The organism is Streptomyces sp. NPDC127129 (assembly GCF_042671585.1).
In the GTDB taxonomy this organism is placed as follows: Bacteria; Actinomycetota; Actinomycetes; order Streptomycetales; family Streptomycetaceae; genus Streptomyces.
Genome location: NZ_JBHXTV010000030.1, coordinates 1 through 26,872, shown reverse-complemented (window position 1 = coordinate 26,872; position 26,872 = coordinate 1). Strand labels below are relative to the sequence as shown.

Genomic DNA, 26,872 nt, shown 5'->3' with positions numbered 1-26,872 from the left:
TCGGGGTTGCCCGCGCGCCCGATGGCATGGATCCGGCCCTCACGGATACCGATCGACACCTTGCGGATGCCCTGAACCGCGTCGATCACCAGGACATTGGTGATGACCACGTCGCAGGTCTCGCGGACCGCGGCCGCCTTGAGATGCATCCCGTCGCGGGCCGTCTTGCCGAACCCGGCCAGGAACTCGTCACCCGGCTTCTGCGCGTCCGACTCCACCCGGACGACCAGCCCCGAGTCGCCGAGGACCACCCGGTCGCCCGCACGCGGACCGTGTACGGAGGCGTACTCGTACGGATCGATGTGCCTGCTGCGCCCCGGGGCGCTGCTCGCGCTGTGCGCCCGGTGGACGTCGTGGCCGGTCGGCCGGCTCATGCCCGTACCCCTTCCGTGACGTCCTGACGCGGCTCCGCACCGAGGTAGCCGCGGGCGGCCGCCCGCGCCACGGCGCGGGCCTTGGCTCCGGGCGCGTCGAGGGGTCCGTCGACCAGGCCGGCGAAGCCGATGGCGACGCGCGCGCCGCCGATCGGGGCCAGCCCGACCTCGACGGCCTGTCCGGCGTCGAACCGGGTCGACGAGCCCGCGGGGGTGGCGAGCCGCATGCCGTAGGCGGCGGCCCGGTCGAAGTCGAGGCGCGGATTGGCCTCGAAGAAGTGGAAGTGCGAGGTCACGCTCACCGGGACCGTCGCCGTGTTGCGGACCATGAGCGTCACGACCGGCTCCGGCGCGACGAGGGTGTCCGGGCCGGGCAGCACGGCGCCGGGGGCTCCGTCGTTCCGGTCCTGCGGGCCGAAGGGTTCGGCGACGGCGGCGAGCCGGGTGCCGTCGTCGAAGACGGCCTCGACCTGGATCTCGGTGACGATGTCGACGACTCCGGGCAGCACGTCGTCGGGGCCCAGGACGGAACGGCCCCGCTCGATCGCCTCGGCCAGGCGCAGGCCGTCGCGGGCCGCCTCGCAGACGGTGTCCGCGATGAGCGCGGTCGCCTCGGGGACATTCAGCCGCAGGCCGCGCGCGTGGCGGGCCCGGGCGAGTTCGGCGGCGGTGAAGAGCAGCAGGCGGTCCCGCTCGGTGGGCGTCAGTGGCATGGGAATCGTTCCTTTCCTCCCGTGGCCCTGCGATGCGCACACTGTGGCACTGACTGAAAATTCAGTCAAGAGATCGGACATGCATGCACCACCGGTGGCACAGAGGGGGTTCGCCGAACGTTCACGCGGACGCGACGGCCGCGCGACAGTCGTGCGCCGGGCCGTGCGCCGGGCCGTGCGCCGGGCCGTGCGCCGGGCCGTGCGCCGGGCCGCTTCTCCGCGCCGGCCGGCCGCGTGCCGGCCGGCGCGTAGAAGCTGTCGTGCTGCCGCGCTCTAGCGCTGCCCCAGCCGGGTCAGCTCGACCTCCACGGCCTCCGCCATGAGGGTGCGCGCGTGGTCGATCGCGAGTCCGCCGCTCAGCCAGCGCATGCTCAGGCCTTCGAGCAGGGCCGTGAGCCGCTCGGCGGCCGCGGCGAGCGTGGCCGCCGGCGCCAGGGGCTGGACCTGGCCCAGGAGCGCGGCCACCTCCTGCACCCACACCAGCGTCGCGCGGGCCAGGTCCTCGCGGAGGACGGGGTCGAACACGGCGCTCGCCCGCAGCTCGCCCCAGGCCGTGCTGTTCTCCCGTACCTCGGGGGTGTCCTGCAGCTCCAGGAGCAGGACCTCGTCGAGCTCCTCGCGGGGCGTCAGCGGCTCCGCGTCCGGGGCCTGGGCCGTGGTGTACCGCTCGGCGCGGTCGTTGATGAACTCCAGCGTGTGGCGCAGGATTCCGGTGCGGTCCTTGAAGTGGTAGTAGATCAGGCCGGTGGAGACACCGGCCTCTTCGGCCAGCTCCTCCACGCGGAGCCCGCGGACCCCGCGCCGGGCGATGACCCGGGCGGCCGCTTCCAGGATCTGAGTACTGCGAGACGCCATGTCACGAACCCTATCCGGAGCGCCGGGCGCCCCGTCCCCGGCCGTCACCCGGGCCGGACGACGCCCGGGTCCCGGCTCCGCTCAGCCCTCCCTCCGGTACTGGCTCAGCACGACCGTGACCGGGCCCCCGCCGGAGCCCGCCTCCACCAGCCGCGCCACGACGAGCCGCTCGCCGTCGGCGCTGCGCACGCAGAACGGCCGCTCGTCGGCGAGCTCGTCGAAGGGCAGGCTCGTTACCGGCTCCGCCTCGACGCCCCGCTCGCACTCCTCGGGACCGAGCACGTACCCGGACGCGACGAAGGCGTCCGCGTCGTCGGGCAGGACGAACCCGCCCTTGTCGCGGGCCAGATACCAGGCGGCCGTCTCCGCGGGCGCCACCTTCCCCGCGCCCAGGTCGAACTCGTAGCCGTCGTCGGGGGCGGTCAGTTCCACGTCCGTGTAGCCCGGTGCGTACGCGGTGCGCCGCTCCGTCCCGCCGCCGTCGGGATCGTCCAGGTAGTACACGGCTGCCGACGCCATGAGTGCGGCCAGAACCGTGGCGGCCGCCACCGCCGGAACCGTACGCCCGCGCCGCCTCTTCCGGCGGCCGCGTTCGGCCGCCGAGCCGGGCACGGCGTGGGACGCCGGTCCCGGTGCCGGCACGGGCATCGGGACCGCCTCGGCCGCCCGGGTGGGGTGGTCGTGCAGGAAGGTCCCACCGAGGGCCGTCGGCGGAGGAGTCGAGGGGGCCGCGACGGCCAAGGGAGCCGTCAGGGTCGCGGGGGCGGCCGCCCGCCGCGTGACGTCCCGTCCGATGTCACCGGGCAGCCATCCCTCGCCGAACTCGGGCGAAGGCCCCACCGCCGGATGCGCCCGTACGGCGGCGATCACCTCGCCCGGGTCCGGCCGTTCCCCCGGCTCCTTGGCGAGACAGCGCGCGACGAGTTCCCGCAGCTCACCCGGTACTCGGGAGAGGTCGGCGGGCTCGTGGACCACGCGGTAGAGGACGGCCGACTCGGGTCCTGTCCCGAAGGGCAGGACGCCTCCGGCCACGTAGGCGGCGAGCGCGCCCAGCGCGAAGACGTCGGTGGCGGGAGTGACGGTGTGCCCGAGTGCCTGCTCGGGCGCCATGTAGGCGACGGTGCCGATCCGCAGGCCGGTGCCGGTCAGTCCGGTGGCGTCGGCCGCCCGCGCGATGCCGAAGTCGATGACGCGGGGGCCGTCACCGGCGACGAGGACGTTGGCGGGCTTGAGGTCGCGGTGGACCACGCCCGCGCCATGGATGGCCTGGAGGGCCTCCGCGATTCCCGCGACGAGGAGCAGCACGGTGCGCGCCGGGAGCGGACCGTGCCGTTCGACCACCTGCTGGAGCGAGGGCCCGGGGACGTACGCGGTGGCGAGCCAGGGGACGGCGGCCTCGACGCCGGCATCCACGACCTGTGCGGTGAACAGGCCGTGGATGCGGCGCGCGCTCTCGACCTCCTGGGCGAACCGCCGGCGGAAGTCGGGGTCGGCGGCGAAGTCCGGGCGGACCGCCTTGAGGGCGATGGGCCGGCCGCCCCGGGTGTGGGCGAGGTAGACGACGCCCATGCCGCCGGAGCCGAGCCGGGCGTGGATCCGGTAGCCGCCGATCTCGTGGGGGTCGTCGGACGACAGCGGCAGGTGGTGGACCGGCTGCACCCCGGGTGGCTGGGTGGAGGACATGGGCGGCTCTTTCGGCGGTTCGGAACGACGGCAGGGTGCGGTACACCCCGCGCACGATCGTGCCTGTTGACTAAAGTTTCAGTCAACAAGGACGGGCCTCACCGGACGAGGCCCGCGAGAAGGAGCAGAGGGTGAAGGACCGGAAGAGGGTGATCCTCGAAGCCGCCGCCCGGGTCATCGCACGCCGCGGGGTGCGCGGGCTGCGGATGGAGGAGCTGGCCGCCGAGGCGCACGTCTCGAAGGCGCTCGTCTACTACCACTTCGGCGATCGCGCGGGCCTGCTGCACCACACCCTGCGGTTCATCGGCGACCGGGCGCAGCGGTACACCCGGCACCGCCCGGCCGGGACCGGTGAACCCGACGGCTCGCTGCGGGAGCTCGAACGAAGACTGACGCAGGAGCTCCAGGAGACCCCAGAGGTGCGCGAGAACAGCACGGCCTGGGGTGAGCTGCGGGCCGGCGCCGTGTTCGATCCGGCCCTGCGGGAGGGGCTGCGCGAGGCGAGCACCGCGTGGCTGCGCGAGATCGCGGAGCTGCTCGGGCGGATCGCGCCGACGGCCCCGGACACCGCGCTCGTCGCCGCGGCCGAGCGGCTGACGGTCCTGCTGGAGGGCCTGAGCACCCGGTGGCTGACCGGGGCGCTGCCGGTCGCTCACGCCCGGGAGCTGATGCGGGCGTCGGTCACGGCGGAGGTCGAGTGGCTGCGGGTGGCGCGGCCGCGGGCCGTCTGTCCGGTCGGCTGACCGGACCGCGGCGTCCGCTCGCGGGTGCCCCGCGTGGTGGGTGCCCCGTGCGGCGGGTGCCCCGTGTGGCGGGTGCCCCGCGGGTGGCGGCGCCCACGTGGCGGCCCCCCGCGAGTTTGACTGAAAATTCAGTCAATGTCAGAGTGGAGCCAACGGCCACCCCCACGCACGCCTCGCGCCGCCGTCTCCCTCGGTCGCCGCAGGCGTGAAGCCAAGGCCCGCGACTCCCGCGCCGCGCGCGTCACCGCGATCCGCCGTCCGCCGCCGGATAGTCTCGCCAGCCCACGATCGGAGCACAGCGTGTCCCACCTCCTCCCCTCCCGGCTTCTCCCCTCTCGCCGCACCGCCCTGCGCGCCTTCGCCGGAATCGGGGGCGCCCTCGCCCTCGGCGCCGCCGCCTGCGGTCCAGGCGAGCAGGCACGGAGCGGAGCGACCAGCGCCCCCCGCACCCCGGCCCCCGCGGGCGAGCGCCGATTCGGCGCCGAGTGGGACAGCCACACCCGTACGTTCATGTCCTGGCCCGCCCTCGCCTCGGTCTGGGAGGACGACCTGCCCTACGTGCGGGAGGACATCGCCCGCATCGCGCGGGCGGTCGGGGAGTACGAGGCGGTCGTGATGATGGCCCGCCCGGAGCAGGTGGCGGCGGCCCAGCGGGCCTGCGGCTCGCAGGTCGAGGTCATCCCGCTCGCCGTCGACGACCTGTGGGCGCGTGACACCGTTCCCGTGTTCGTGGAGGACGAGGGCGAGCTCGTCGGCGTCGACTTCAACTTCAACGGCTGGGGGAACAAGCAGGAGCACACCAACGACGCCCAGGTGGGACGCAAGCTGCTCGCCCGGTACGGCATCCCGCGCGAGCAGGCACCGCTCGTGGCCGAGGGCGGTTCGTTCGAGACCGACGGCGAGGGCACGCTGCTCCTCACCGAGAGCTCGATCGTGAACGACAACCGCAACCGCGGGAAGAGCCGTGACCAGATCGAGGACGAGCTGATCGAGACCCTCGGGGTGGAGAAGGTCGTCTGGCTGGCCGGCGTACGGGGCGAGGACATCACCGACGCGCACGTCGACAGCCTGGTGCGGTTCACCGCGCCGGGTGTGGTCCTCCTGGACCAGGCGTTCCCCGGCACGCCCCCGGACTCCTGGTCCCGCTCGGCCGACCAGGCCCGTTCCGTACTGAGCAAGGCGACCGACGCCCGTGGGCGGCGCTTCGAGATCATCGACCTGCCGCAGCCCGACCTCGACAGGATCACCGGCGAGGGCGACGACTTCGTCTCCACCTACGCCAACTTCTACATCGCCAACGACTCGGTCTTCATGCCCAAGTTCGGCGACCGGAAGGCCGACGCGCGCGCCAAGGCCATTCTCCAGGAGCAGTTCCCCGACCGGGACGTCGTCATGGTGCAGATCGACACCATCGCCTCCGGCGGCGGCGGCATCCACTGCGCCACCCACGACCAGCCCGGAAAGCCCGCCGCCTGATCCGCGTGCCGGGGAGCGCCGCCCTCCGCGCTCCCCGGCGACGCGGCGCCGGTCTCAGTGGCCGGCCAGTGCGCCGGTCAGCCGGGTGTGGAGGTCCGCGCTCGGGGCGTTCAGGCCCGTGATCTCCACGGTCTTGCCCCGCTGTGCGTACTTCGCCTCGATCGTGTCGAGGACGGCGACGGACGAGGCGTCCCAGACGTGGGCCGCGGAGAGATCGACGACGATCCTGTCCGGGTCGCCTGCGTAGTCGAAACGCCCGACGAGTTCGTTGGCGGAGGCGAAGAACAGCTCCCCCGCCACCCGGTAGACCACCGTCGTGCCGTCGGGATCCTTCACGGCGGTGACGCCGGCGTGGTGGGCGACCCGCCTGGCGAAGATCACCATCGCGGTGACCGAGCCGCCGACCACGCCCACGGCCAGGTTGTGGGTGACGACGACGGACACCACGGTGATCACCATGACCGCGATCTCCCCGACGGGCATCCGCCTGAGGGTCTTCGGCGCGACGGAGTGCCAGTCGAAGGTGGCGAAGCAGACCATGATCATGACGGCCACCAGCGCTGCCATGGGGATGTCGGAGACGACCGGGCCGAAGACGATGCACAGCACCATCAGGAACACACCGGCGAGGAACGTGGAGAGCCGGGTGCGGGCGCCCGAGACCTTCACGTTGATCATCGTCTGCCCGATCATGGCGCAGCCGCCCATGCCTCCGAAGAACCCGGTGACGATGTTGGCGATGCCCTGGCCGATCGATTCGCGCTTCTTGCTGGAGTGGGTGTCGGTGATGTCGTCGACGAGCTTGGCCGTCATCAGCGACTCCATCAGTCCGACGAGCGCCATGGCGAAGGCGTACGGAGCGACGAGGACGAGGGTGTCCGTCGTGAACGGCACGTCGGGCAGGCCCGGGACCGGCAGCGAGGACGGCAGGGCCCCCTTGTCACCGACGGTCGGCACGGCGATCCCGGCGGCGATCGTGACGGCCGTCAGGACGGCGATGGAGACGAGCGGGGCCGGGACCGCCTTCGTGATCCTCGGGAAGAACACCATCATGAGCAGACCGGCGGCGACGAGCGGGTAGACGGCCCAGGGGACGTCACGCATCTCGGGCACCTGGGCCATGAAGACCAGGATGGAGAGCGAGTTGACGAAGCCGACCATCACCGAGCGCGGGATGAACCGCATCAGCTTCGCCACGCCGAGCACGCCGAGGACCACCTGGAACACCCCGGCGAGGATGACGGCGGCGATCAGGTACCCGAGGCCGTGCTCGCGGTTGAGCGGGGCGATGACGAGCGCGACGGCGCCGGTCGCGGCGGAGATCATCGCCCTGCGGCCGCCGAAGACCGCGACGGTCACGGCCATGGTGAAGGAGGCGAAGAGGCCGATGGCCGGGTCGACCCCGGCGATGATCGAGAAGGCGATCGCCTCGGGGATGAGCGCCAGGCCGACGACGAGACCGGCCAGCACCTCGGTACGCCAGACCTTCGGGTCGGTCAGCCACGCCGGACGCAGGGCGCGCGACCACCTGGCCGGGGACACAGCGGATGAGGACAAGGGAACAGGTACCTGTCGTACTCGGGCACGCCGCGCGGCGGGGCGGAACGTGCGGGACGTGCGGGACGTGCGGGGGACGCGGAAACGGCTGGGGGACGCGGAACGGCCGGGGTGGTGGCCCCCCGCGATCGGGCCGCGCGGGGGCGGACCGGAAGTCGGCGAGAGGGAGCGGGGCCGAGGCGCGGCGGCGGGCCGGACGGCTCAGATCCCGGGGTGAAGCGTCACGGCGGGCAGAGGGCGGCGGTCGGCGTCAGTGGCTCGCGCACGCTCTCTCCAGCGGGAAGTCGGACTCGGCGGGGACAGCTCGGTGCGCCGTCACGACGGGCGATTCTACCGTGCGGCCCACGGCCCACGGCTGAGCCGGGGCCGGCCGTCAGGAGCCGGGCCGGCCGTCAGGAGCCGGGTGGGCCGGTCCACGGGGTCAGCCGGCGATGCGCCGCGCGGGCGTGGACGAGCCGGGCGATGACGGTCCCGGTGCTCGCCGCGACGAGGAGGCAGGCCATGCGCCCGAGATCGTAGGCGGCCTCCCACGTGAGCTCCCCGATCGGCGCGGTGGCGAAGACGTTCAGGATGAGCCAGCAGAGCAGGGCCGTGCCCGGGGCGGCGGCGAGCCTGGCTCCCGTGCTGACGGCGGCCACGGCGACGGACAGCGCGACGAGGTCGAGGATCGGGTCCCCGTGTCCGTCGAGGAAGTTGAGGGCGATGACCAGGCCGAAGGCCAGGACCGCCGACACGGCCCAGACCGAGGAGGTCGCGGCCGGGTCCGGGACAGGGCGCGTACGGGAGCGGATCCGCATCCATTCGATCATGCAGCGCCTCCTTCACGCACCGCCCCGCCGTTGGGGCCCTGAAGAATGATGCACCACGTCGGGACGTGCGCGACATGCCGGTTCGCCCGGCGCCCCGGTCACGCAACTGGACGCGCCCGGCGCCCCCTTCACGACCGGATCGGGTGGAACCCGTGTCGATAAGGTGACTTCCGGAGGCGGCTTGTGTTCGCTCCCATTTCCGGCGATCGCGCACAAACAGGGAGATTCTCCATGCCTGTTCCCCGCATGAGCAACACCCCGCTCCCCGGAATCGGGGTCCGCTACGACCTGACCACCCGCGAACACCGTCGGCTTTCGCTCATAGCCCACCGCGACGGCAGCCGGACGCTGAACGCCTACCGCAGGGACGACCCGGACGAGTGCGCGCTCTCGGCCAGGCTGACCGCCAAGGAGGCGGAGGCGCTGATCGACGCTCTGATGCCGTCCCACCACAGCCCCAATCTGCTCTCCACCACGGACCTGGGTCTGGTCGCCGAGCGAATAGAACTCTCGGCGCACTCGCAGTGGAACGGACGCGTCCTGGGCGAGACCCGGATGCGCACCGAGACGGGGGCGTCCATCGTCGCGGTCCTGCGCCGGGCCGGTGCGATCCCCTCCCCCGCGCCGGACTTCCGCCTCGCGGGCGGGGACACGCTCATCGTGATCGGCACCCGCGAGGGTGTCGAGACGGCCGCCGCGATCCTCGGCCAGGAGTGAGCGCCGTGCACTCCTCCGCCGTCTTCCTGATCGAGTTCGGCGCGATCATTCTCGCGCTCGGTCTGCTGGGCCGGTTCGCCGGACGCTTCCAGTTCTCCCCGATACCCCTCTACCTCCTGGCCGGCCTCGCCTTCGGTGAAGGCGGTCTGCTGCCGCTCGGCACCAGCGAGGAGTTCGTCGCGATCGGCGCCGAGATCGGCGTGATCCTCCTGCTCCTGATGCTGGGACTCGAGTACACCGCCAGCGACCTGGTCACCAACCTCAAGACGCAGTACCCGGCGGGCCTGGTGGACTTCGCGCTCAACGCCCTGCCGGGCGCGGGGACGGCCCTCCTCCTCGGGTGGGGCCCGGTCGCCGCCGTCGTGCTCGCCGGCGTCACCTGGATCTCGTCCTCCGGGGTCATCGCCAAGGTGATGGGCGACCTGGGACGCCTCGGCAACCGGGAGACGCCGGCCATCCTGAGCATCCTGGTCCTGGAAGACCTGGCCATGGCCGTCTACCTGCCGATCCTCACCGCCCTGCTCGCCGGTGTGAGCTTCGCCGCCGGCAGCCTCACCCTCGCCATCGCCCTCGGTGTCGCCGGTACGGTCCTCTTCCTCGCCGTCCGCTTCGGACGGGTCATCTCGCGGTTCGTCTCCAGCGACGACCCCGAGAAGCTCCTCCTCGTCGTCCTCGGCCTGACCCTGCTGGTCGCCGGGATCGCCCAGCAGCTCCAGGTCTCCGCCGCCGTCGGCGCCTTCCTCGTCGGCATCGCCCTCTCCGAGGAGGTGGCGGAGGGCGCGCACAACCTGCTCAGTCCGCTGCGGGACCTGTTCGCGGCGGTGTTCTTCGTCTTCTTCGGGCTGCACACCGACCCGGCGAGCATCCCGCCGGTGATCCTGCCCGCGCTGGCCCTGGCACTGGTCACGGCGGCGACGAAGATCGCCACCGGTTACTGGGCCGCGCGGCGGGCCGGGATCTCGGTGAAGGGCCGCTGGCGGGCCGGCGGGACCCTGGTCGCGCGGGGCGAGTTCTCCATCGTCATCGCCGGTCTCGCGGTGACGGCGGGCATCGAGCCGGGCCTCGGCCCCCTCGCGACCGCGTACGTCCTGGTCCTGGTCGTCCTCGGTCCGCTCACCGCCCGCTACACCGAGCCGGTCGCCACCTACCTCACCGGCCGGCTCCGGAGGCGGCCGGCGTCGGGGCCGGCCCTCGCCGACTCCGGCGACGCCCCGCCGCAGGAGACGCTGGAGCCGGTGGACGACGGCACCAGGTGATTGACTGCGCCGCATGGACCTCACACCAGAGCGCCCCCAGGCGGGAGCTCCCCCGTTCGACCCCGAACTGAGTGCGGTGCTGGCGGCTTTGGGGGAAGGGGCGTACGCCCCCCTCACTCCGGAGAACCTCGCCGCCGTCCAGGAGCAGGATGTCGCGACGCGGCCCAGACCAACGGTCGGGGAACTCCGGGCCGACGGCCGCTTCGAGGTGGAGGAGCTGCGCGTCCCCGGGCCGGCGGGCGGGCCGGAGGTCACGCTCGTGAGCGCACGGCCCGCCGGGATCACGGGCCCGCTGCCCCTGCTGTACTACATGCACGGCGGCGGGATGGTCATGGGCAACGCCCCGTCCGTGCTCCCGGGCGCGCTGGACGCATGGGCGGTCACGCTGGGGCTGGCCGTCATCTCCGTCGAGTACCGGCTGGCACCGCAGACGCCGTACCCGGGACCGGTGGAGGACTGCTATGCCGGGTTCGTGTGGGCGGCCGAGCACGCGGCCGAGCTGGGTGTCGACGCGGACCGTCTTCTCCTCGGCGGCAAGAGCGCCGGCGGCGGGCTCGCCGCCGCGCTCGCCCTGCTCAACCGTGACCGGGGCGGGCCGCGACCGATCGGGCAGCTGCTGATGTCTCCGATGCTCGACGACCGCGGCGGCACGTTCTCCAGCCGCCAGATGGCCGGCGTCGACACCTGGGACCGGACCTCGAACACCACCGGGTGGCAGGCGCTGCTCGGCGACCTGTACGGCACCGCCGACGTACCGCCGTACGCGGCTCCCGCCCGCGCCACGGATCTGTCCGGGCTGCCGCCGGCCTACATCGACGCCGGCTCGACCGAGACCTTCAGGGACGAGGCCGTGGCCTACGCCGACGCGATCTGGCGCGCCGGGGGCCGGGCCGAACTGCACGTATGGCCGGGAGCCTTCCACGGTTACGACAGCTGGGCGCCGGACGCGGCGCTCAGCCGGGACGCGGCCGAGGCCCGTCTCCGCTGGCTCCGGCGCATCCTCGCCCAGGAAGGCCGGTAGGACACCTGCTCCCACCCGGCACTCCCCTGATGATCGCCGGTCGGCGAAGATGGTGGGGTCACCCGTCCTCATCACGCGAGGAGCGCATCCGCACATGCCCCCTTCCGGTGCCGGTCCGAGGCCGCCGACGATCGCGGACGTCGCGCGGGTCGCCGGGGTGTCGCGTACGACGGTCTCGCACGCCCTCAACGGGATCGGCAAGGTCGACCCGCGGACCCGGGAGCGCATCAAGCAGGTGGCCGTGGAGCTCGGGTACCGGCCGAACCTGCGGGCGCAGCGGCTGAGACGGGGCGAGGCCAGGGCCATCGCGCTCGCCTCGTCCATGCCGTTCGCGGTGGCCGGAGGCCCGTCGCGGCTCGGCTTCTACATGGAGGTCGCGGCGGCCGCGGCCGAGAGCGCCCTCGTCCACGACTACGCGCTGGTGCTCGTGCCTCCCGTGCAGTCCGGTTCCGCCCTCTACTCCGTCGACATCGACGGGGCGATCGTCGTGGAGCCCGACGTGGACGACGTGGCGGCGACGACCCTGAAGGAGCGCGGACTGCCGTACGTGGCACTCGGCCGGCCGGTCTCCCCCGACCAGGACGTGCCGTACGTCGATCTGCGCGGCGGGCTCGTCGCCGAACTCCTCCTCGCCCATCTGCGCGAGCAGGGTGCGCGGCAGCCCGCCCTGATCGTCGGCGCGGGTTCGCGGCACTCGGCGGTCGACGCCCGCGCCGCCTTCACGCGGGTCGCGGAGGAGGAGGGCTGGGCGCCGATCGTGGCGGCCGCGCCCGAGTCCGGCGGCGAACAGGCCGGGTACGACCGGTGCGCGGCCCTGCTCGCCGAGCATCCCGGGATCGACGCCGTCTGCGCGCTGGTGGACGCCTTCGCGGTGGGCGCGGTGCGGGCGGTCCGGGACAGCGGGCGCGCCGTCCCGGACGACGTCATGGTCGTCACCCGGTACGACGGTCTGCGGGCCCGCACCTGCGAACCGCCGCTGACCGCCGTCGATCTGCACCTGGACCGGGCGGCGGCCGGGGCCGTCGAGCTGCTCCTCGCCCGGCTGCGCGGCGACTCGGCCGGGGCGGCGACGGCCACGGTGCCCGAGCCCCGGGTGATCGCCCGGGCCTCGTCGCTGCGGAGCACGCCGGGGCGCTGACGGCGCCCGCTCAGATGCCGAGCATCAGCACCACCCCCGAGACCAGGGCGAAGACCAGCACGAAGAGACGCATCCGCCGCGCGTCCAGGCGGTGGTGCACCAGCTTGCTCAGCCACGCCCCCGCGGCGATCGCGGGCAGCAGGGCCGCCGCCCGTGCGAGGTCGGCGGGGTCCCCCTCCCCCGTCGCGAACAGCAGGATCAGTGAGGCGACTTCGCCCACGAGGAAGCACGCGGCGACGGTGGAGCGCAGCTCGGCCGGCGGGCGGTGCTGGTAGACCAGCGCCAGCGGCGGACCGCCGACCCCCGTCGCGGTCTCCGTCAGACCGGTCACCGCACCCGCGCCCACATAGGCGGCTCTGCCGGGGGTGAACGCGGGCGCGGCCAGGCTCGCCACGGCGGCGAGCACGGTGGCGACGCCCACGAAGAGACCGAGGCTCCGGTCCGGTATCAGCCAGAGCAGCGCCAGTCCGCCGGGGGTGGCGGCGAGCCGCGCGGCCGTGATCCAGCGCGCGCCGCGCAGATCGAGCGAGGCCCGTTCGCGCCAGACGACGTACGCGTTGAGCGGGATCATCGACGCCAGGACGAACACCGGGAGGAGACCGGGGTCGAGGATGCCCGCCACCGGAGCGACGATCAGGGCGAAGCCGAGCCCGCTGCCGCCCTGGACGAACGCGGCGACGGCGACGGTGACGGCGAGCACCGCCAGGGTCTCCGCGCTCACCGCGTGGTGCTCCGTTCCCGTGCCGTCGTGGAGGTGGGGTGTACGCGGGTGATGGCGGCCCTGCCCACGGCGGCGCGGGCCAGTTCCGCCGCCCGGCTCACGAGGGCGGGGCCGTCCCAGTCGACCGGCCGGCCGCTCCACAGGCGAAGGCGGCCCGCGACGAACACGGCGCTGATCTGGTCGCGGTTGCCGCGCCGTACCAGCTCCCAGGGCAGGTCCCAGGAGAGCGCGAGTTCGGGGTTGGTGACGTCGACGAGGAGGAAGTCGGCGGCGAGGCCCTCGGCGATCGTGCCGGTCCGCGCGCCGAGCCCGACGGCATCGGCGCCCCGGCGCGTGGCGTGCTCCAGCCAGGTCCAGCCGGCGCCGCAGGACGAGTCGCCGGTGACCAGCCCGTACGCGAGCCGCTGGGCGAACTCCGCCGCCTCGGCGAGGCGGAAGCCGTCGCCCCTCGTGCCGTCCGTGCCGAGCCCGAAGCGGATGCCGCGCTCGGCCATGGCGGTGGCGGGAGCGACGGCGTTGCCCTTCCAGGCGCTGGCGACGGGGTTGTAGCTGACCGCCGTACCGGTGTCGGCGAGCAGGGTGAGCTCGCGCGGGGTGAGGAGGGTGGCGTGCGCGGCGAGCAACTGGGGTCCCAGAGCACCGATGTGGTGGAGGTGTTCCAGAGGGCGCAGTCCGTGTCGTACGAGCGAGCGCTCGACGCCCGCGAGGTGCTCGTTGACGTGGATCTGGACGACGGCCCCGGACTCGGCGGCGAGGCGTGCGGTGCCGCGCAGGGTCTCCTCGGTGGCCGCCTCGGGGATGGAGACGGCGAGAGAGGGGTGGACGAGCGGGTCGCCGTCGTAGCGCGCGAGATGCTTCTCGGCACCGTCCAGGACGGACGGGTCCTCGGCGTCGGCGTCGTTGCAGACGAGCCCCAGCACGCAGCGGATGCCGGCGTCGCGGGCGGCGGACGCGATCACGTCGACGTCGACGTCGGCGCGGGTCCCGGCGTCGGCGACGGTGGTGAAACCGCCGCGCAGGGCTTCGTACGCCGCCAGCTTGGCTGCCACGTAGGCGGATTCCTCGTCCAGGGCGCCTTCGAGCGGTACCCACACCCTGCGGAAGATCTCCGACGGTTCGCCGAAGGCGAGCGCGGAACCGAAGCTCTGGGTGAGGTGGTGGTGGGCGTCGACGAAGCCGGGCATGAGGAGGTGACCGGAGAGGCGCACGGGGTCGAGGTGCGGATGCGTGCGGACCAGTTCCTCCGTGGGTCCCACGGCCTGGAAGACGCCGTCGGCGACGACGGCGGCGTGGCCCTCGGCCGGGCCCTCGGGCAGCAGGACGGCGTCCGGTACGAGGAGGAGCGGGCCGGAGCCGTGGAGGAGGTCGCGCGTGAGCGGGTTCATCGGTCGCTTTCCGTACGGGCGGTGGCGCTCGGGTGGGTGGTGTCGCCGGGGCGGGTGGTGTCGCCCGGGCGGGTGGAGTCGCCCGGGCGGGTGGAGTCGCCCGGGCGGGTACTGGTCGACGGGTTCGGAGCGGTCCGGGTGGCGGGGGCCAGGCGGGCCGTGACGCTCGGCCGGACGTGGTGGAAGAGGATGTTGAGGACGGCGGCGACGAACGCGCCGACGGCGACGCCGCTTTCGAGGAGGATGCGGACGTTCGGCGGGAAGCCGCCGTACACGCCGGGGACGAGGATCGGCAGCAGGCCGAGCGCGAGGGCGACGGCGCAGACGAAGGTGCTCGTGTGCCGGTCGAGGTCGGAGCGGCCGAGCATCTGCACGCCGAGCACGGTGATCACGGCGAAGACCACCATCGCGGTGCCGCCGACGACCGCCGACGGGATGACGCTGATCGCGCGGGTCACGGGCGCCAGGAAGCCGATGACGACGAGGACGGCACCGGCCGCGGCGGTCACGTAACGGCTGCGGACACCGGTGACGCGGACGATGCCGATGTTCTCGCCGCTGGTCACCATCAACGGGAGCCCGAAGAAGCCGCCGAAGAGCGAGGTGAGCGCGTCGCCTCGGACGGTCTTGGGGACGTCGGTGCGCTTGTCGATCTCCTTGCCGACGGCTTCGGCGTTGATGACCGTCTGACCGGTGGCCTCCGCCATGGAGGCGAGGCTGTAGAGCATCAGGGGCAGGGCGGCGACCAGGTTGAACTGGGGTGAGCCGAAGGGCATCAGCTCCGGCAGGGTGAACAGACCGCCGTCGGCGGCGCGGCCGAGGTCGACGGCGCCGAGTGCTGCGGCGAGTGCGGTGCCGGCGAGGAGGCCGAGCATGACGGCGAGTTGGCGCAGGATGCCGCTGAAGAGCAGGTAGAAGGCGACGGTGAAGCCGATCGTGGCCATGCCGAGCCCGAGGTTGAGAGGGTCGGCGAAACCGGGCTGGCCCGGCCGTCCCGTGACGAGGACGGCACCGACCTTCACCAGGTTGACGCCGACGATGACGATCATCGTGCCGATGACGAGGGCGGGGAAGAAGGCCAGCAGCCGCGAGAAGACCGGAAGCACGACGAAGTAGAAGGCGGCGGTGAGGATCACGGCACCGGTGGCCGTGCGCAGCCCGTGCTGGTCGGCGATGGCGAGGAAGAGGATGAGCGGTGCGCCGCCCGGAAGCATCACGAACGGCAGCCGGGGGCCGAACTTCCAGGGGCCGAGCGACTGGATCAGCGAGCCGACGCCGGAGAGCACGAAGGCGGCGGAGAGCAGATTGACGGTCAGACCGGGGTCGAGGCGCAGGGTGGCGCTCATCAGGAAGATCGCCGAGATGGGGGTGGCGGCCATGACGAGGACGTGCTGGATCCCGAAGAGCAGGATCCGGCCGAGGGGGCGGGACTCGTCGACGGGATGGGGCCGGGGGTCGGCCTGGGGCTCGGCGTGGGGCCGGGTCCGAGGCTCGGGCTCGGCCTCGGGCTGAGATCGGGCGGCCTGGGCCTGGGGGTGCGGTGGGGTCGTGCGGGGACTGGACACGTTGGGGCTCCGTTCGGGCGTCGTTGCACGCTCGGATTTCAGCCGCGATCCGGCCCTGGACGGAGAGCCAAATCGATTTGGCCAAATCGATTTGGCCGCCAGTATCGAAGGGCGGTGGAGGAGCGTCAAGGGGTACGACGACAGAACGCCGCCCGCCCCGTCCCCGGGCGAGCGGCGTTGTTCGGCACGGCGGCCTCGTCGGTGGGTCGGCTGCGCCGACGGCCTTGTGATCGTCTGATACGACGGAGGGCGGCTCGGCTCAGCGGCGCTGCCACTCCTGCGCGAGCAGGCGGTAGGAGCGGACCCGGTCGGCATGGGAGTGGGTGATGGTGGTGATGATCAGCTCGTCCGCTCCCGTCGCCTCCTGGAGCTGTTCGAGCTGGTCGGCGACCCGACCCGGGGAACCGGTGAACTGCGTGTCGACCCGGTCGGCGACCAGCGTCAGGTCCTTCTCCGTCCAGGCGTGGTCGAGGGCTTCGTCCGGGGTCGGGAAGGGGATGGCGCCCTCTCCCGTACGGATGCTGCGGACCCACAGGCCGTAGCCTGTGGCCAGCTCCCGGGCGGTCTCGTCGTCCTCGGCGACGACGACGTCCGCGGAGACGCTGACGTACGGCTTCTCCAGGTCGTCGGAGGGCTGGAACGCGGCGCGGTAGCCTTCGGCGGCCTCCAGTACGGTCGCCGGGCTGACGTGGTAATTGGTCGCGAAGCGCAGGCCGTTGCGGCCCGCGACGTCGGCGCTGGGACCGCCGCTGCTGCCGAGGATCCAGACCTGCACGTCGGCCCCCTCGCCGGGGACGGCGTGCGCTTCGAGCCCGTCCGCCGAGCGGTAGTCGCCGCGCAGGAGCGCGAGGATGTCCTCCACCTGCTCGCCGTAGTCCTGGGGGCGGGCGCCGGGCTGGTGCAGCAGCTGGTGCTGGAGGAGGAAGCGCGGCGAGGCGACCAGGTTGTCGAAGGAGAACCGCGGCGGGATCCTGAGCCCGTTGGGGGTCCGCCCGTCGACGACGGGCGTGGTCGTCGGCCGGGGCTCCTGCGCCGCTCCCGAGGGCCTGCCGCCCGAGCGGCCGAGGCCCAGGTCGAGGCGCCCGGGGTGCAGGGCGTCGATCAGCCCGAACTCCTCGACGGTGGACAGCGCGGTGCGGTGACCGAGCTGTACGGCCCCCGAGCCGATCCTGATCGTGGAGGTCGCGGAGGCGGTCAGGGCGAGGACGACCGCCGGAGAGGCCCCGGCCACGCCGGGGTTGAGGTGGTGCTCGGCGAACCAGTACCGGCTGTAGCCGAAGCGCTCGGCCTGCCGCGCGAGGTCGACGGTGTTGCGGAGCGCCTCGGCCGCGGTCGAGCCGGACGAGATCGGGACGAGGTCGAGGACCCCGAGCGGGATGCGGGACATGGTCGGGTGCTCCTCAGCGGTCGGTCGGACGCGGCTGCGTCGAAGGGCTTGGGATCGTGGGGCCTTGGGACACGTGGCTCTGCTGCGAGGGGCGCGACTTCGAAGGGCGCGACTTCGAAGGGCGCTGCGGCGAGGGGCTCTGAGGCGAGGGGCTCACCGTCGTGCCGCTCACCGCCGTGCCTTTCACCGTCGTGCTTTTCACCGTCGTGCCGCTCCGGCGAGTCCGGCGGTGGCGCGGCGGTCGCCGGGGCTGCCGAGCCCGAGCAGTCCGCGCAGGGTGTCCGCCTCGTAGGCGCGCCGGAAGGCGCCGCGGCGCTGGAGCTCCGGCACCAGCTCCCGGGTGATCCGCTCCAGGTCGTGGCTGATCTCCCCGGGGCGCAGCCGGAAGCCGGTCAGCCCGGCCGCGCGCCACTCCAGGAGCAGGTCCGCCAGTCGTCCGGGGCTGCCCGTGAAGACCGTGGCGTCGCCGGTGTTCACCTCCCCCGTGTCCCCTTCGAGGCGGACCCTGCGGTCCTCGGCCGCCGCGGCGTCGCCGTCCAGGAACACGACGAGATCGCCGAAGACGTGCAGCCGCTCCGTCGCGCGCCCGGCCGCCGCCTGGGCCGTACGGATCTCGGCGACGGCGGCGCGCGCGTGGCCGGCGTCGCGCGGGGTGACGTACCCGATGTCGGCGGCGCGGCCCACGAGCCGGTACGCCACACCGCCGTGGGCGGATGTGCTCACGACGGGCTGTCCCTGCGGCGGCCGGGGCGTGGTCGACGCGCCCACCACGCCGAAGCGCCTGCCCACGAGGCCGAGGTGGTGAAGTCGGCGGCGTGCGCCGAAGCTCCCGGCCGGGAGGGTGCCGGTGGTTCCGGTGGTGCCCGTGGTTCCGGTGGTGCCGGTGGGGACGTCCCGTACCTCCGCGTCGTCCGCCGCGCGCTCCCACGTCCGGCGCACCACCTCCACGTGGTGCGCGGCCTCGTCGAAGAGTTCGGCCGTCAGCACCCGGCCCCCCGGGCTGTCGCGGTCCACGGCACGCAGCCCGGAGAACGTACGGCGGCCGACCTGCGCCGCCTCGACCCGCCGCGCCGCCACCTGGACCCGCAGGCCCGCGCGGCCGTCGCTGACCTGGTCGAGGGTGGCGATCGCCCTGGCCACGTGGAACGGTTCCGTGTGGGTGGCGACCACCGTCGGCACCAGGCCGATGTGCCGGGTCTGCCGTGCGACGCGGGCGGCGACGAGCACCGCGTCCAGGCGGCCCCGCGGGTCGATCGTGACGAAGTCGAGCAGTCCGCGCTCGGCCTCGGACACGAGGCCGGCCCAGCGGCCGGGCTCGCGCCACGCCGGGTGCCGGCCCGCGCCGTCGAGCGCGACGGCGAGGTGGAGGTGCGGCGACGGGGCCGGGGAGGACGCGGGTGTGGGGGCGGAGGGTGCGGACACGGAGACGGTGCCTTCCTGGTCGACGGTACGAGGCGGGGCGCGGGCCGCTCGGCGTGGGGCGAGGCACGGACCGCTCGGCGCGGGCCGCTCGGCGTGGGGGCGGCCGCTCGACTGCGGGCGGCCGCCGCTCCGCCGGGGCGGCCGGGTGCTCAGCCGGTGGCCGCCAGAAGTGCCGTACGGCGGTGGGCGAGGGCGTCGGAGAAACGGTCGACGACCTGGCCGAGGCCCTCGGCCGCGCCCGGAGCGACGGACAGGGCGCCGTCACCGCCGACCGTGAGGTCCTTGTCGAGCGTGAACCAGCCCTGGACGATGTGCGCGGCTCCCATGGAGCTGAGGACCGGGCGGAGCGCGTAGTCGATCGCCAGGACGTGCGCCGTGGTTCCGCCGGTCGCCAGCGGGAGGACGACCTTGCCCGCGAGTGCGTACTGCGGAAGCAGGTCGAGCAGGGACTTCAGCAGCCCCGAGTAGGCCGCCTTGTAGACGGGCGTGCCGATGACGACCCCGTCGGCCCGGTCGAAGAGCGCGGTCGCCTCGGCGATCGCCGGGTGCGCGAAGTCGGCGCCGAGCAGCGCGTCGGCGGGAAGGGTACGGACGTCCAGCGGGACGACCTCGTGCCCCTGGGCGACGAGGCGCGCGTCCAGGTGGCGCAGGAGCCGGGCGGTACGGGAGGTGGCGGAGGGACTTCCGGAGACGGAGAGGACGGTGGCCATGGCGGACCCTTCAGGAGCGTGAGCGGGCGTCAGTTGGCGGTCTTGGGGAGGCCGGGCGGGTTGATCTCGGAGGTGGGCACGGCCTCGTCGGAGAGCCCCCAGCGCTTCAGCACCTCGGCGTACGTGCCGTTCTCGATGACCTCGTCGAGCGCGGCGGCGAGCGGCTCGGCGAAACCGCTGTCCTTCTTGGTGGTGGCGGCGATGAGGCCCTGGAGCGTGGCCCCCGCTCCGGAGTAGGTGCCGACAACCTCGGTCTTCCCGGTGGTGGCCGCGTGGTAGGCGGCGGTGGGGTTCGGGCCGAGGTAGAGGTCGATCCGGCCGGACTGGAGGGCGAGATAGGTGTCGCTGTCGTTCTGGTAGTACGCGATGTCGACCGGCTTCCGGCCGGCCTTCTCGTTCTCCCTGCTCCACTCCACGAGCAGCTTCTCCTGGTTGGTGCCGCTGCTCACGGCGACCTTCCTGCCCGCCACGTCCTCGGGCCCGTCGACCTTCAGGCCGCTGCCCTTCTTCGCCTCGAAGCCCAGGTTGTCCTCGCGGTAGGTGGCGAAGTCGTACTTCTCCTTGCGCTCCTCGGTGACGGTGATGTTGCTGAAGCCGACGTCGTACTTGGCGCTGTCGAGGCCGACGAAGATGTTCTCCCAGGAGACGGTGTTGATGTGGAGTTCGAGGCCGAGGACGTCGGCGACGAGCGAGGCGATGTCGGGCTCGACGCCGATGACGGTCTTGTTGTCGGTGGCGTAGAAGGTCAGCGGCGCGGCGGAGCCGGAGGAGTCGACGATCTCCAGCGTGCCTCTCTTGCGGATCTTCTCCGGGACCTTCGCCGCTATGGAGTCGACCTTGGGGGTGGTGACGCGGTTCTGGTCCGGGCTCAGGTTGATCTTCGTCGTGCCGCCCGACGCGGCCGCGACCTCGGTCGTACCGCCGTCGGTCGGGTTCCCGCAGCCCGCGAGGGCCAGGGTGAGGGTCAGTCCGAGGGCTGCGGCGGCCGCCGTGGTGGCGCGGCGCGTGAGCAGGGTGGGCATGGGGTGCTCCTTGCGTGTCGGAGAGGCGAGGGAGGAGGGGGTCAGAGGACCTTGGAGAGGAAGGCGCGGGTGCGTTCGTGCCGTGGGGCGTCGAGTACGGCCCCGGGCGGGCCCTGCTCCACCACGGCGCCGTCGTCCATGAAGACCACGGTGTCGGCGACCTCGCGGGCGAAGCCGATCTCGTGGGTCACGACGATCATGGTGGTGCCGGAGCGGGCCAAGTCCTTGATGACGTCGAGGACTTCGCCGACGAGCTCGGGGTCGAGCGCCGAGGTGGGCTCGTCGAAGAGCAGCACCTTCGGTTCGAGGGCGAGCGCGCGGGCGATGGCCACGCGCTGCTGCTGGCCGCCGGAGAGCTGCCGCGGAAAGGCGTCGGCCTTGTCGGTGAGGCCGACCCGCGCGAGGAGTCGCCGGGCGGTCTCCTCGGCCTCCCCGCGGGGCCGGCGCAGTGCGGAGACCGGGGCCTCGACGAGGTTGCCCAGCACGGTCAGATGGGGGAAGAGGTTGAAGTTCTGGAAGACGAACCCGATGTGGGTGCGCTGCTTCAGTACGTCCCGCTCCCTCAGCTCGTACAGCTTCCCGCCCGAGCGTCGGTAGCCGATGAGTTCGCCGTCGACGGCGATCCATCCCCGGTCGGCCTTCTCCAGGTGGTTGACGGTCCGCAGCAGCGTGGACTTCCCGGAGCCGGACGGGCCGAGGATCACCGTGACCTCACCGGCGCGCACCTGGAGGTCGACACCGCGCAGCACCTCCTGCGGACCGAAGCTCTTGTGGACGCCGCGGACGTCCACCATCACCTCCCCGACGCCGCTCGTCCCAGGCGCCTCGCGCACGTCACTCGGCTCGCGCACGTCACTCGCCTCGTGCACGTCACGCAGCTCGCGTACGTCACTCATCGGCCGCCTCCCAGGGGTCCCCGGGGTCCCAGGGGGGCGACGGGCCGGTCGGGCCCGGCCGTGCTCGCGCGCAGGTCGCGGACGAGGCGCCGGGCGCGCTGGAACGGTGTGGGCGGCGGGGTGCGGTTGCTGCCCCGGGCGAAGCGGCGCTCCACGTAGTACTGGGCGACCGACAGCAGCGAGGTGAGGAGCACGTACCAGGCGGTGGCGACCAGCAGCAGCGGGATCACGCGGCCGTTGCGGCCGTAGATCACCTGCACCTGGTAGAACAGCTCGCCGATCGCCATCACGTAGACCACCGAGGTGCCCTTGAGCATGCCGATGATCTCGTTGCCTGCGGTGGGGAGGATGGCGCGCATGGCCTGCGGGAGCACGATCCGCCGGATCTGCCGCGGCCGGGGGATGCCCAGCGCGGCGGCGGCCTCCAGCTGCCCGTGGTCGACGGCGATGACACCGCCCCGCACGATCTCGGCGGCGTACGCGGCCTGGTGCAGCGTCAGCCCGATGATCGCGGCGCCCATGGTGCCGATCAGGCTGTTGCTGTCGACGGACCAGAGCACCGGGCCGAACGGGATCCCGACGCCCAGCCTCTCGTAGAGGGCGCTGAGGTTGAACCAGAACACCAGCTGGACGATCATCGGGATCGACCGGAAGATCCAGATGTAGGTCCAGGCGACGGTCCGGAGCACCGGGCTGCGCGAGAGCCGCATGAAGGCCAGGGCCGTGCCGAGGAGGAATCCGAGGGCAGTGGCGTAGGCGGTGAGCTGGAGGGTGACCCACACGGCCTGCACGATGGTCTCGGACAGGAAGTAGGCCCGGAAGACGTCCCATTCCCAGACCGGGTTGGTCGCGAGGCCGTGGCCGAACTGGGCGACCAGCACGACGACGGCGACGGCCGCCGCCCAGCGGGCGTAGTGGCGGACGGGGACGACCTTGAGGGTGTCCGGGTCGCGCCCGTGGTCCGGAAGGTGCTTCTCGAACGGCAGCAGGCGGAGGGACGCAGGTTCGGCGTCGGTGTCGAAGAGCGGGGTGTAGCCGGCGGCCAGGTAGAGCCCGCGGGCCTCGGGCTGGCGCGGACCGGTGGTGAGGAAGACCCGCCGGTATCCGCGGGCACCCGCCTCCCGCTCCAGCTCCGCGACGACCCGGCGGCCCAGTCCGCGCCTCCGGTGGGCGGAGTGCGTCCAGATCCTCTTGAGCTCCGCCGTGGCGGGGTCGTACCGCCGGAACGCACCGCCGGCGACGGGTTCGCCGTGCTCCAGCAGGAGGAGCAGGGTCCCGCCGTGCGGCTCGGTGAACTCCTCGTCCGGGTAGCGGGCGAGTTCGGTGTGGGCGTCCGTCCCGTAACGGGTGGCGTACTCGTCCCCGAGTTCGCGCAGCAGCGGCTCGACGCGCGGGTCGGTCACGGGGACGCGCACGACCGTCAGCGGCTCCCGGGAGGGGCGTGGCCGGGTGACGGCGCTCATCCGCTCACCGTCGCGAGGGTCTGGTGCGTACCTCGGGCCGCACGCTCCGCGTCGCGCTTGGCGACCTCCTCGCGCACGATCGGGATCACGTACCGGCCGAAGTCGATCGCGTCGTCCAGCAGGTCGTAGCCTCGGGCGGAGAGGATGTCGACGCCGAGGTCGTAGTAGTCGAGCAGGGCCTGGGCGACCGTCTCCGGGGTGCCGACCAGGGCGTTCGAGTTGCCGGCGCCGCCGGTCGCCGCGGCCGTCGGGGTCCACAGGGCGCGGTCGTAGCGCTCGCCCGCCTCCGCGATGGCGATCAGCCGCTGCGAGCCGACGTTCTGAGGAATCGCAGCCTGCGGGGCGTCCCCGCGGTGGTGGCGTACGAGTCCCTCCGCGCGCCGCGCCCGGATGGCCCCGACCGTGCGCCGGGCCTTCTCCCAGGCCAGTTCCTCGGTCGGGGCGATGATCGGGCGGAACGCCACCTGGATGCGCGGCACGTCGGTCCGGCCGGCGGCCTTCGCGGCGGCCCTGACCGCCTCGATCTGCGCGGCGGTCTCGGCCAACGGCTCGCCCCAGAGGCAGTAGATGTCGGCCTCGGCCCCGCCGGCGGCGTACGCGGCGGGCGAGGAGCCCCCGAAGGACACGTCGGGGCGCGGCTGCCGGAACGGGAAGACGTCGCTGACGAAGTCGTGGAAGCGGTAGTGCTCGCCCTCGTGGTCGAAGGGCTCGTGGGTGGTCCAGATCTTCTTGACGATGCCGATGTACTCGCGGGTGCGGGCGTAGCGCTCGTCCTTGGTGAGGGTGTCCCCCTCGCGGCCCTGCTCGTGGTCGCTGCCGCCGGTGATGAAGTGGACGGTCAGCCGGCCGCCGCTGATCTGGTCGAGGGTGGCGAAGGTCTTCGCGGCGAAGGTCGGGTAGGAGACGTTGGGGCGGTGGGCCAGCAGGATCTGGAGCCGGTCCAGACGGCTCGCCATGTACGCGGCGGCAGGCGCCGGGTCCGGCGATCCGGAGCCGTAGGCGAACAGCACCCGGTCCCAGCCGTGCTCCTCGTGCGCCCGGGCGAGCCGGAGCGTGTACTCCTTGTCGAAGGCGGCACCGGAGCGCGCGGTGGTCTCGGAGCCGTCGTGGGTGGCGGCGATACCAAGGAATTCCACTGGCATGGGAGTTGGCCTTTCCTCAGGTCCTGGGGGTCCGGAGGCCCTGGGGCGTCAGGACCTCGTGGGCCGGCGCGGGGCTGCGTGCGGGCGCGCCGGGGCGGCCCTGGGTGCGGCCGGGTGCGACGGCGCTTCAGGGTGTGCGGGAGGGTGAGCAGGGGTGAGGGCGGCGGGGCGTGAGCCCCGGCCCGGGTGGTGCGGCGGCGGCGCGTGTCACGTCACGCGGGACTCTCCGTGCACGAACGCGCGGCGGCCGGGGCGGCGCGCGCGTACGGCGGTGCTACGAGGAGAGGGAACGGCCCGTGACGGGGGCACCGGGGAAGGGAGGGGCCGGTCGGACGGCCCGTTGCCGGGTCAGGCGCGACACGCCGCGGACCACACACGACAGAAGTCGATGTGGTGGCGGGTGGCCAGGCGCTGATCGGCATCCATGCGACCCATTGAGCAGTACATCTCGCCGCCCGTCAACCATCGCCCGTCCTCCGGGGCCGAGTTGGTCGGATCCTTAGTGTGGCTGACACAAACGGCCGCCCGCGAGCGGCCCTCCGCGCCCACCCCGCCGCTCACGCGTCCGCGGGGCGGTACGGGATACTGCTCCCATGCGGATCTCAGCCAGGGCGGACTACGCGGTACGTGCCGCACTGCAACTCGCCGTGTCGCGGCCGGACGAGCCTCTGAAGACGGAGGCGATCGCCGAGGCGCAGGACATCCCGCACAAGTTCCTCGAAGGCATCCTGAACGACATGCGCCGGGGCGGTCTCGTCGTCAGCCGGCGGGGCGGCAACGGCGGCTACCGGCTGGCCAAGCCCGCCGAGTCCATCAGCATCGCGGACGTCATACGGGTCGTGGACGGCCCGCTCGTCTCGGTACGCGGGGTCCGGCCCCCGGATCTGTCGTACACGGGCTCCGCCGAGTCGCTGCTTCCGCTCTGGGTGGCGCTGCGCTCCAATGTGCGCGAGATCCTCGAAGGCGTGTCGCTCGCCGATGTCGCCTCGGCCGAACTGCCTGCGGAGATCTCGGCGTTGGCCACCGCACCGGATGCCTGGGTCAACCCCTGACCGACCCGGCCCACCCGCCGCTGATCCCACAATTCGAGACATCCTCGTCCAGAATATGAAATCCCTCTTGGGGCACCGGCGACCTTCTGCCACGATCCCTATCAACCAGGTAGGAGAACTAGGAATCCGGAGGGGTGACGCACGTGACGGCTCTGCACACGCTCGATCGCGACGACCGTCGATCGCCCCTGCTGACCTCCCGTCGTCATATCGATCTCGGCCGCACGTCCAGCGCACTCTGTCGGCCCGCCTGAGGCGTGAACCGCCCGTCTCAGGCCGCCGCCCCGCCCGAGGCGTGAACCTTCTGTCTCAGGCCGTCCGTCCGCACCTTCCTGATCACCCAGCCTTGAGAGGACACCTCCGTGTCTGCCGCCAGACCGCTCACCACCACCCTGCGCAACGTCGCCGCCATCACCGCGCTCCCCCTTCTGCTCGCCTCGTGCGGCTACGGCTCCGACGCCAAGAGCGACGAGAAGAAGGTGGCCGCCGAGGGCGCGAAGCTCTCGGCCGACACGGTCCGGCTCGGCTACTTCCCGAACCTGACCCACGCCACCGCCCTGGTGGGCGACGAGGAAGGCATCATCCAGAAGGAGCTGGGCGGAACCCAGCTGAAGGTCGCCACCTTCAACGCCGGCCCCTCCGAGATCGAGGCCCTGAACGCCGGCTCCATCGACATCGGCTTCATCGGCCCCTCCCCCTCCATCAACGGCTACACCAAGTCGAAGGGGAAGAACCTCCGCATCATCTCCGGCTCCGCCTCCGGCGGGGTGAAGCTGGTCGTGAACCCGGAGAAGATCAAGACCCTGGACGACGTCAAGGGCAAGCGGATCGCCACTCCGCAGCTCGGCAACACCCAGGACGTCGCCTTCCTCAACTGGATCTCCGAGAAGGGCTGGAAGGTCGACGCCCAGAGCGGCAAGGGCGACGTCTCCGTCCTGCGTACCGACAACAAGATCACCCCGGACGCCTACAAGACGGGCTCCATCGACGGCGCCTGGGTCCCCGAGCCCACCGCCTCCAAGCTCGTCGCCGAGGGCGGCAAGGTCCTCCTCGACGAGTCGACGCTCTGGCCCGACAACAAGTTCGTGATCACGAACATCATCGTGTCGCAGAAGTTCCTCACCGAACACCCGGACGTCGTCGAAGCGGTGCTGCGCGGCTCGGTCAACACCAACAAGTGGATCAACGCCAACCCCGACAAGGCCAAGGCGTCCGCCAACGCCAAGCTGGAGGAGCTGACCGGCAAGCCGCTCGGCGCGAAGGTCATCGACGGCGCCTGGCCCTCCATCCGGTTCACCGACGACCCGCTCGCCTCGACGCTCCGTGCCCAGGCCGATCACGCCGTGGAGGCCGGACTCCTGGAGAAGCCCGACCTCGACGGCATCTACGACCTGAAGGCCCTCAACAAGATCCTCAAGGCCGCGGGCAGTCCCGAGGTCTCCGACGCCGGCCTCGGCGTCAAGTAGCTCCACAGCCGCTCACTCCACAGCCGGCCGTCCGCGGGTCCCAGGTGACCCGCGGGCGGCCGGCTGCCGTGTGTTCCCGCGCCCGGACCGGGCCGGTCGGCGGAGCCACTGGCGCCTGTGGCACTGAGTGTGTTTTGCTGAGGGTACTCAGTGCCACAAGCCGGTCCGCATGACTAAGGGGAGCTCACCATCATGGGCAAGGACTTCGACCTGTATCGCCTGTCCGAGGAGCACGACATGCTCCGGGAGACGGTCCGTGCGCTGGCGGAGGCGAAGATCACGCCGTTCGCGGCGGCGGT

The 26,872-nt window shown here is 72.7% G+C and carries 24 protein-coding genes and 2 pseudogenes; 9 read left to right on the top strand and 17 right to left on the bottom strand.

Features of this window, described 5'->3' with window-relative positions; genetic code table 11:
- From ACFVGW_RS35215 to ACFVGW_RS35200, 4 genes and pseudogenes are all read right to left on the bottom strand, one after another.
- Positions 1-374: pseudogene (locus ACFVGW_RS35215) on the bottom strand (urease subunit alpha); the annotation flags it as partial.
- Positions 371-1,087, bottom strand: coding sequence for an urease subunit gamma (ureA, locus tag ACFVGW_RS35210; RefSeq protein ID WP_385854859.1), 717 nt, complete (start codon positions 1,085-1,087; stop codon positions 371-373). The pseudogene ACFVGW_RS35215 and the gene ureA, both read right to left, overlap by 4 nt.
- Before the next feature lie 273 nt (positions 1,088-1,360).
- Entirely contained in the window at positions 1,361-1,942 is a 582-nt protein-coding gene (locus tag ACFVGW_RS35205; RefSeq protein ID WP_383219589.1) for a TetR/AcrR family transcriptional regulator, read from the bottom strand.
- Between the two features lie 81 nt (positions 1,943-2,023).
- Entirely contained in the window at positions 2,024-3,625 is a 1,602-nt protein-coding gene (locus ACFVGW_RS35200; protein WP_385854858.1) for a serine/threonine-protein kinase, read from the bottom strand.
- A gap of 131 nt (positions 3,626-3,756) precedes the next feature.
- Here ACFVGW_RS35200 and ACFVGW_RS35195 point away from each other — a divergent pair, with 131 nt between their 5' ends.
- A complete protein-coding gene (locus tag ACFVGW_RS35195) occupies positions 3,757-4,368 on the top strand; it encodes a TetR/AcrR family transcriptional regulator (protein WP_385854857.1) in 612 nt (203 codons plus the stop codon).
- Positions 4,369-4,668: 300 nt separating this feature from the next.
- Complete coding sequence (locus ACFVGW_RS35190; RefSeq protein ID WP_385854856.1) at positions 4,669-5,844, top strand: agmatine/peptidylarginine deiminase; 1,176 nt, start codon at positions 4,669-4,671, stop codon at positions 5,842-5,844.
- A 54-nt stretch (positions 5,845-5,898) separates the two neighbouring features.
- Here ACFVGW_RS35190 and ACFVGW_RS35185 read toward each other — a convergent pair whose 3' ends face one another.
- Together ACFVGW_RS35185 and ACFVGW_RS35180 are read right to left on the bottom strand one after the other, a co-directional pair.
- Positions 5,899-7,386 carry a SulP family inorganic anion transporter gene (locus ACFVGW_RS35185; protein ID WP_385854855.1) on the bottom strand — a complete coding sequence of 496 codons (1,488 nt, stop codon included), beginning with the start codon at positions 7,384-7,386 and terminating at the stop codon, positions 5,899-5,901.
- Between the two features lie 407 nt (positions 7,387-7,793).
- Positions 7,794-8,210: a hypothetical protein gene (locus ACFVGW_RS35180; RefSeq protein ID WP_385854854.1), complete on the bottom strand. Its 417-nt coding sequence runs from the start codon at positions 8,208-8,210 to the stop codon at positions 7,794-7,796.
- 231 nt (positions 8,211-8,441) lie between these two features.
- Here ACFVGW_RS35180 and ACFVGW_RS35175 point away from each other — a divergent pair, with 231 nt between their 5' ends.
- The 4 genes from ACFVGW_RS35175 (at position 8,442) to ACFVGW_RS35160 (ending at position 12,342) form a co-directional block, all read left to right on the top strand.
- On the top strand, positions 8,442-8,927 hold the full coding sequence (locus ACFVGW_RS35175) for a cation:proton antiporter regulatory subunit (RefSeq protein WP_385854853.1): 486 nt from the start codon (positions 8,442-8,444) through the stop codon (positions 8,925-8,927).
- Between the two features lie 5 nt (positions 8,928-8,932).
- Positions 8,933-10,183, top strand: a complete 1,251-nt coding sequence (locus tag ACFVGW_RS35170) for a cation:proton antiporter (RefSeq protein ID WP_385854852.1) — start codon at positions 8,933-8,935, stop codon at positions 10,181-10,183.
- Positions 10,184-10,196: 13 nt separating this feature from the next.
- Entirely contained in the window at positions 10,197-11,204 is a 1,008-nt protein-coding gene (locus tag ACFVGW_RS35165) for an alpha/beta hydrolase (protein WP_385854851.1), read from the top strand.
- Between the two features lie 94 nt (positions 11,205-11,298).
- Positions 11,299-12,342 (top strand): LacI family DNA-binding transcriptional regulator, encoded by a 1,044-nt coding sequence (locus ACFVGW_RS35160; protein WP_385854850.1) that lies wholly within the window; start codon positions 11,299-11,301, stop codon positions 12,340-12,342.
- A 10-nt stretch (positions 12,343-12,352) separates the two neighbouring features.
- On the opposite strand, the gene ACFVGW_RS35155 is transcribed toward ACFVGW_RS35160, so the two are convergent.
- From ACFVGW_RS35155 to ACFVGW_RS35105, 11 genes and pseudogenes are all read right to left on the bottom strand, one after another.
- Positions 12,353-13,063, bottom strand: coding sequence for a sulfite exporter TauE/SafE family protein (locus ACFVGW_RS35155; protein ID WP_352191074.1), 711 nt, complete (start codon positions 13,061-13,063; stop codon positions 12,353-12,355).
- Positions 13,060-14,448, bottom strand: coding sequence for an amidohydrolase family protein (locus ACFVGW_RS35150; RefSeq protein ID WP_385854849.1), 1,389 nt, complete (start codon positions 14,446-14,448; stop codon positions 13,060-13,062). The genes ACFVGW_RS35155 and ACFVGW_RS35150 overlap by 4 nt, the downstream gene beginning before the upstream one ends.
- Positions 14,445-16,013: a uracil-xanthine permease family protein gene (locus ACFVGW_RS35145; protein WP_385854848.1), complete on the bottom strand. Its 1,569-nt coding sequence runs from the start codon at positions 16,011-16,013 to the stop codon at positions 14,445-14,447. The genes ACFVGW_RS35150 and ACFVGW_RS35145 overlap by 4 nt, the downstream gene beginning before the upstream one ends.
- 259 nt (positions 16,014-16,272) lie before the next feature.
- Complete coding sequence (locus tag ACFVGW_RS35140; protein WP_385854847.1) at positions 16,273-17,400, bottom strand: LLM class flavin-dependent oxidoreductase; 1,128 nt, start codon at positions 17,398-17,400, stop codon at positions 16,273-16,275.
- Between the two features lie 198 nt (positions 17,401-17,598).
- Positions 17,599-18,822 carry an LLM class flavin-dependent oxidoreductase gene (locus ACFVGW_RS35135; protein ID WP_385854846.1) on the bottom strand — a complete coding sequence of 408 codons (1,224 nt, stop codon included), beginning with the start codon at positions 18,820-18,822 and terminating at the stop codon, positions 17,599-17,601.
- 149 nt (positions 18,823-18,971) lie between these two features.
- On the bottom strand, positions 18,972-19,532 hold the full coding sequence (ssuE, locus tag ACFVGW_RS35130) for an NADPH-dependent FMN reductase (RefSeq protein ID WP_385854845.1): 561 nt from the start codon (positions 19,530-19,532) through the stop codon (positions 18,972-18,974).
- 29 nt (positions 19,533-19,561) lie between these two features.
- Positions 19,562-20,554, bottom strand: a complete 993-nt coding sequence (locus ACFVGW_RS35125) for an ABC transporter substrate-binding protein (protein ID WP_385854844.1) — start codon at positions 20,552-20,554, stop codon at positions 19,562-19,564.
- 41 nt (positions 20,555-20,595) lie between these two features.
- The gene (locus ACFVGW_RS35120; protein WP_352191110.1) at positions 20,596-21,348 is read right to left on the bottom strand and encodes an amino acid ABC transporter ATP-binding protein; all 753 of its coding nucleotides are present in this window, start codon (positions 21,346-21,348) and stop codon (positions 20,596-20,598) included.
- Positions 21,349-21,446: 98 nt separating this feature from the next.
- Entirely contained in the window at positions 21,447-22,439 is a 993-nt protein-coding gene (locus ACFVGW_RS35115) for an amino acid ABC transporter permease (RefSeq protein ID WP_385854860.1), read from the bottom strand.
- A 96-nt stretch (positions 22,440-22,535) separates the two neighbouring features.
- Positions 22,536-22,913: pseudogene (locus ACFVGW_RS35110) on the bottom strand (GNAT family N-acetyltransferase); the annotation flags it as partial.
- Positions 22,910-24,055: an LLM class flavin-dependent oxidoreductase gene (locus ACFVGW_RS35105; RefSeq protein ID WP_385854843.1), complete on the bottom strand. Its 1,146-nt coding sequence runs from the start codon at positions 24,053-24,055 to the stop codon at positions 22,910-22,912. The gene ACFVGW_RS35105 and the pseudogene ACFVGW_RS35110, both read right to left, overlap by 4 nt.
- A gap of 593 nt (positions 24,056-24,648) precedes the next feature.
- Here ACFVGW_RS35105 and ACFVGW_RS35100 point away from each other — a divergent pair.
- The 3 genes from ACFVGW_RS35100 to ACFVGW_RS35090 all read left to right on the top strand — a co-directional run bounded on the left by ACFVGW_RS35100 (position 24,649) and on the right by ACFVGW_RS35090 (position 26,573).
- The gene (locus tag ACFVGW_RS35100; protein ID WP_352191066.1) at positions 24,649-25,107 is read left to right on the top strand and encodes an Rrf2 family transcriptional regulator; all 459 of its coding nucleotides are present in this window, start codon (positions 24,649-24,651) and stop codon (positions 25,105-25,107) included.
- A 134-nt stretch (positions 25,108-25,241) separates the two neighbouring features.
- Complete coding sequence (locus tag ACFVGW_RS35095) at positions 25,242-25,361, top strand: putative leader peptide (RefSeq protein WP_385854842.1); 120 nt, start codon at positions 25,242-25,244, stop codon at positions 25,359-25,361.
- Between the two features lie 108 nt (positions 25,362-25,469).
- A complete protein-coding gene (locus ACFVGW_RS35090; protein ID WP_383219557.1) occupies positions 25,470-26,573 on the top strand; it encodes an aliphatic sulfonate ABC transporter substrate-binding protein in 1,104 nt (367 codons plus the stop codon).
- Positions 26,574-26,872: the final 299 nt, after the last annotated feature.